The following is a 4,399-nucleotide window of genomic DNA, read 5'->3' as shown; positions in this document are numbered from 1 at the left end:
GGACCTTCATCGACCATGCCGATCGCGACGCCTTCATCGCCAGGTTCGTCCACGACTACAACCGGACTCGCCTCAAATGCCTCGGCTACCAGGCCCCGATCCAGGCCGTTGCTAAACTCACGGGACTAAACACGTTCGCAAAGACGACGAATTACTTGTGGCTTGCACCTGCTCTCGATGGCAGCAAGTTCAAACTTGGAAACCGGAGACAGTCATGGTTTCTCTGATCAAGCCAGGCGCAAGACTGCTGCAGGTCGATGGTCCCGTGATCGAGACCGCGCGGCTCATCCTGCGGCCGTGGCGCGCATCCGATGTCGCTGAGAACACGAAAATGCTGTCCGATCCCGAGACGGCGCGCTTCATCACGCCGGATCATCAGCCGGTCACGTCGGAGCTGAAGGGCTGGCGCAATGCCGCCGTCATCTCGGGCCATTGGGCGCTGCACGGCTTCGGCATGTTCGCGGTGGAGGAGAAGTCTTCCGGCCGCTACATCGGTCGCGTCGGCCCGTATTTTCCGCCGGAATGGCCGGGCTTCGAGGTCGGCTGGGGCATCGCCAAAGAGCATCGCGGCAAGGGCTATGCGGTGGAAGCGGCGCGTGCCGCGATCGACTTTGTGTTCGCGAACTTCACGGTCGACCGCATTATCCATTGCATCGATCCGGCCAACGTCGCCTCGCAGGCGGTGGCGCGGCGGCTCGGTGCCGTGAATGAGGGGCCGGGCAAGCTCGAGGGCGATGTGGTCGATATCTGGGTGATGTCGCGCCAGCACTGGCAGCGTGAGCCATCTTGAAAAACCATGTCCGACCGACGATTGTTCGGCGATGACATCGGCTGCTTCAGATTGGGCCGCACTTGAACTCTGCCTGCGCAGCGCCAGCGTGGCGCTGCTGCTGGTGCTTGCCGCCTTGCTGCTGACTGATTTTCGCAAAGCGCTTTCCGGGCGCCTTGCGGCCGCTTTCGCGCTCGGTTCGGCCGCGCATGCGGTGACTGCGTCGATCGGTGCGGGGCCGCCGGTCTCGGACTGGCATGCGCCACTGATCGCGCTCTCGACCGGCGATATCGTGGTGTTCTGGCTGTTCACGCGCGCGCTGTTCGATGACGCGTTTGTGCTGCGCTGGTGGCACGGCCTGATCTGGGCCGCGGTCGTGGCCTACAGCTTCGTCAATTGCATGTGGATTGCGCCCGCCGGTCACGCGCGGCTCGCGATCACCATGGTCAATTCGCTCACGCTCGTTTTCGTTGCGCTCGCGGTGGCGCAAACCATCGGATCATGGTCGGCGGATCTGGTCGAGCGCCGCCGCCGTGTTCGTGTCTTCATTGTCGCCGCGTCTGCGCTGTACGGCGGATTCAATGCGCTGCTTCAGATTGCCTATGCCGGCAGCCGCGTGACAGTGGAATGGGCCAACCTGGTGAATGCGGCCGTGCTCACCGCCATCGTGGCCGCAATCACCTGGGCGATGATGCGCGTCGACGGCGCCGACCTGTTCACGGTGCCGGCGGAGGCTGTCGTGCTGACGAAGCCAGCCGCGGCCGAGGAGGCGGCCGACCGCAAGCTGGTCGATGCCCTGATGCGGCTGATGGCGGACGAGCGCATCTATCGCCACGACAACGTCACGATCGGAACGCTGGCGACCCGGCTGAAGATCCCCGAGTACCGTTTGCGGCGGCTGATCAACCAGCGGCTCGGCTACCGCAACTTCAACGTCTTCCTGAACAACCACCGGATCGAGGAGGCCAAGGCGGCGCTCGCCGATCCCTCCCAGTCCGAAGTCCCGGTCATCACCATCGCCATGGACGCTGGCTTCCAGTCGCTCGGCCCCTTCAACCGCGCCTTCAAGGCGACCACCGGTGTGACGCCGACGGAGTACAGGAAGCTGAAGGCAAGTGCGGTGTAGATGTCCTGCTTGCGGCGGATACCGCTGCACCCTCTCCCCTTGTGGGAGAGGGTGGATTCGATGCGGTAGCATCGAAGCCGGGTGAGGGGTTTGTCTCCGCGGATAGAGACCCCTCATCCGTCGCGGACTTCGTCCGCGCCACCTTCTCCCACAAGGGGAGAAGGTAAGAGGCGTCGCGATTACAGGCCCTTGTAATCGCTGTAGAATTCCAGAATCGACCAGTCGCCTCCAATCCTCGGCCAGCCCGATTTCCGAATCCGGCGAGCGCTATCCCACCCCCTGCGGCCTGATCCCGGCCATGCCCATTGCGCATTGCCGGAGGATCCCGTGACCCGTCGAAAGCTTTTTCTTATTCTCGCCGCCAGCACCGCCTTCGGTGCGCTGGCGCTGTCCGCCGCCCGCGCCCGCGATGTGCCTGAGGTCGCGACCGGCTTTGTCGCCAACGTGATCTGCTCGGAGACCTTCGTCAGCGGGCTCCACCCCAGGCGAAATCTGACCGAGACCACGGACGCGATGCCGGGCGCCGGCCTGATCACCTGGGCGATGGACACCGAGGTCGACCTCGATCGCAAGGACGTCACCGTGACGCTGTTCGGGCTCGGCCGCAGCCATGCGGTCTATCGCGAGGGCATGGGCTGCACGCTCGACCATGGCGAGACGCTGGGCGATACCGCGCTTCCGCCGGAGAAGCCACAGGCCGCGCTGCTGCCCGAGATCGCGGGTCCGGAGCTCGTCCCGCCGCAGACCCCGCAGCTTGCGGCTGCGCTCGACCGCGCCTTTGCCGAGCCGGCCGAGCCGCCGTTCCGCCGCACCCGCGCTGTCGTCGTGATGAAGGATGGCCGCATCGTCGCCGAGCGCTACGCCAACGGCATCGGCATCGACACGCCGCTGCTCGGCTTCTCCATGAGCAAGTCGGCGATCTCGGCCCTGATCGGAATCCTCGTCCGCGAGGGCAGGCTGACGCGCGACCAGCCGGTCCCGATCGCGGCCTGGCGGAATCCCGACGATCCGCGCCACGCGATCACGGTCGACGAGCTGTTGCGCCACACTGCAGGGCTTGCGCTCGGCAGCTCGCTGCAGGCGTCGCTGGCATCCGTGCTCGAGCCGGTCAACCGCATGAAGTTCATGGAATCGGATATGGCCGCCTTCGCCGAGAGCGTTCCGCTGGAGAGCGCACCCGGTCGGGTCTGGAACTATCACGACGGCAACTACCTGATCCTCTCGCACCTGATCCGCAACGCCGCCGGCGGGCATGCGACTGATGTGATGCGCTTCGCGCGTGAGGAGCTGTTCGGACCGCTCGGCATGCGCAATGTCGTGATGCAGTTCGATGCTGCGGGCACGCCGGAAGGATCGGGCGCGATGATGGCGAGCGCGCGCGACTGGGCGCGCTTGGGTCAGCTCTATCTCAATGACGGCGTGGTTGGCGGCAAGCGCATCCTACCCGAGGGCTGGGTGAAGTACTCGGCATCGCCGACGCCGAATGCCTGGGTCGGCTATGGCGCGGGCTTCTGGACCAATCTCGGCGGGAGCTTTGGCGCCCACTACCGTGTCGAGCACGGTTGGCCGCGCGATGCCTTCTTCGCCAAGGGCACGATCGGGCAGTATGTGATTATCGTGCCGTCGCAGCACCTCGTCATCGTCCGGCTCGGCCGCTCGCCGAACATGCCGCCCGAGGCGGACGGTGTGTTCGATCTGGTTCGCGATGTGGTTACATCGACTTCCATAAGTCCGCGGCTCGCGGGCGGCAATTGACCGGCACGTCACACAGCGCCCGCGCGATCGTGAATTGAATCTCGGCCTCCGGAATTTTCTGATGCGATGGCGCATCTCGTGAGGAGGAGCGCCACAGTTTCTTGAACCACGCGTCAGCCGGAGACCATCATGCCGAAAGCCTACTGGATCGTGCACGTCACGGTTCACGACGAAGCCCGCTATCCCGAATATCTCGCTGCCGCGATGCCGGTATTCGCCAGATACGGCGCCAACTTCATCGTGCGCAATGGCCCCTATGAGGTGATGGAAGGCACAACGCGCCAGCGCAACTTCGTCATCGAATTCAGGGATCGCGCCACTGCGATGGAATGCTACACCTGCCCGGAATATCAGGCCGCGAAGGCGATCCGGCAGAAATATTCAGAGGGGGATTTTGTGATTATCGATGGAGCGGAGTAGGACGCGCCGTCATTCCAGGGCATGCGAAGCATGAGCCCGGAATCCATTTCGCCACGCGGGCGATGACACCGCGCTGTTTGACTTCTTGAATTACGACGCATCCCCGCCGTCGTCGTCCCGGCGAAGGCCGGGACCCATTACCCCAAATGAGACTTGTTGTGCGACGCCGGGGCCGCGATCCGGTTTCATCGCTGAATGCGGTGGTTGATGGTGTGGACGGCCCCCTACGGCATCAGTGTGCCAGAATGAGGTTGTCTAGATCTCATACAAGGGAGCCGTCCGTGAACCAGATTATCCGCATTGGGATTGATACGTCGAAGTATATTTTT

5 protein-coding genes are annotated in these 4,399 nt (G+C 64.0%); all 5 read left to right on the top strand.

The annotated features are described in order from the left end of the window. On the top strand, positions 1–227 hold a 227-nt coding region (locus I6F38_RS42945; protein WP_225164652.1), incomplete at its 5' end, for a hypothetical protein. After that, positions 215–790: a GNAT family N-acetyltransferase gene (locus I6F38_RS42940; RefSeq protein ID WP_225164651.1), complete on the top strand. Its 576-nt coding sequence runs from the start codon at positions 215–217 to the stop codon at positions 788–790. The genes I6F38_RS42945 and I6F38_RS42940, both read left to right, overlap by 13 nt. A 31-nt stretch (positions 791–821) precedes the next feature. Beyond that, the gene (locus I6F38_RS42935) at positions 822–1,895 is read left to right on the top strand and encodes a helix-turn-helix domain-containing protein (RefSeq protein WP_225164650.1); all 1,074 of its coding nucleotides are present in this window, start codon (positions 822–824) and stop codon (positions 1,893–1,895) included. A gap of 327 nt (positions 1,896–2,222) precedes the next feature. Next, positions 2,223–3,650 (top strand): serine hydrolase, encoded by a 1,428-nt coding sequence (locus I6F38_RS42930; protein WP_225164649.1) that lies wholly within the window; start codon positions 2,223–2,225, stop codon positions 3,648–3,650. A gap of 129 nt (positions 3,651–3,779) precedes the next feature. Then, positions 3,780–4,070, top strand: a complete 291-nt coding sequence (locus I6F38_RS42925) for a DUF1330 domain-containing protein (protein WP_225164648.1) — start codon at positions 3,780–3,782, stop codon at positions 4,068–4,070. Positions 4,071–4,399: the final 329 nt, after the last annotated feature.

The organism is Bradyrhizobium sp. BRP56, assembly GCF_020194035.1.
Taxonomy (GTDB): Bacteria; Pseudomonadota; Alphaproteobacteria; order Rhizobiales; family Xanthobacteraceae; genus Bradyrhizobium; species Bradyrhizobium australafricanum.
The sequence above is the reverse complement of the archived record's forward strand: the minus strand, read 5'-3'. Positions and strand labels throughout refer to the sequence as shown.